At 64.9% G+C, this 1162-nt stretch carries 2 protein-coding genes; both read left to right on the top strand.

From position 1 onward, the window contains the following. The coding region (locus H1D24_RS41565; protein ID WP_220137815.1) for a hypothetical protein at positions 1–186 on the top strand (186 nt) is incomplete at its 5' end. Positions 187–447: 261 nt separating this feature from the next. Further along, the coding region (locus tag H1D24_RS41560; RefSeq protein ID WP_181662962.1) for an alpha/beta hydrolase at positions 448–1162 on the top strand (715 nt) is incomplete at its 3' end.

Below are 1162 nucleotides of genomic sequence, written 5' to 3'. Positions count from 1 at the left end.
CGCGACGACCAGGACAAGCGCGAAGCGCTCCGCGACGGCTACGGCACGCTGCCCGCCGACTGGAGCGAGCGGGTCGGCCTCTACCGCCTGTACCACGCTCTGGAGCTGTGGGACTGGTTCGCCTCCATCGCCAACACGGCGCCGCTGGAAGGCATCACCGACGACATCCGGCGGATGACGGCATGATCGTGGGTATGGAATACGGGGTTCTGAACCACCGGCACCTCGCCGAAGAAAACGACACCTTGCCGACGACCGCCCCACCGGAACACCCAGCGGGCCGGGCTCGGAGTGGTTCCCGGCCCGCGCGGGGCTTGTTACTGAGCTTGTAGACGTGGTGTCGTCGGGGTGAGTCCGTTGGCGATGGGCATCCGTGGATGACGTCGGGCCGGTGCTGAGCGTAAAACCCCTTTGGGTCAGGATGACGGTCACCCTAGGGTGCTCCGCGTGAGCAGCGAGATGCCCTACCAGCCGCTTCCGATCGACCAGTCGGACGTGCGCTACGCCTACGGACCCGACTCGGTCGTACAGCCGGGCGTGCCCACGGGCGAGACGATCGCTTTCGACTGGAACGACAGCACGATCTACCCGGGGACTGTCCGGAAGTTCTGGGTTCACGTACCCACGCAGTACGACCCTTCCGCGCCGGCGTCTTTGATGGTGTTCCAGGATGGATGGTGGTACCTGGACCCAGACGGGCAGGTGCGCGGCGCGACGGTCCTGGACAATCTCATCCACCGCGGTGATATCCCGGTCACCATCGGCGTGTTCGTCGATCCCGGCATCTTCCCGGATGCCGAGGATCCGAAGAATCGCAACAACGAGTACGACGCCTTCGACGACCGGTACGTCACCTTCCTCCTGACCGAGATCATCCCTCAGGTCACCGAGCGCTACTCAATCGCCGAGGAGCCCGAACGGTGCGGCATTTGCGGTGGCAGCAGCGGCGGCAACTGCGCCTTCACTGCGGGGTGGCTCCGGCCGGACAAGTTCCGGCGAATCATCGGATTCCTGTCCAGCTTCGCGCAGATGCCTGACGGTAATCCCTATCCCACGCTCATCCCCAGCGTTCCTCGCAAGCGGCTGCGCATCTTCCTGCAAGCAGGCCATCGCGACCTGGGGTGGAACGAATCCCAGTGGAACTGGCTCGCCAACAACCTGC

It is taken from the genome of Streptomyces himalayensis subsp. himalayensis (assembly GCF_013778455.1).
In the GTDB taxonomy this organism is placed as follows: domain Bacteria; phylum Actinomycetota; class Actinomycetes; order Streptomycetales; family Streptomycetaceae; genus Streptomyces; species Streptomyces himalayensis.
This window is presented reverse-complemented; position numbering and strand designations above follow the sequence as displayed.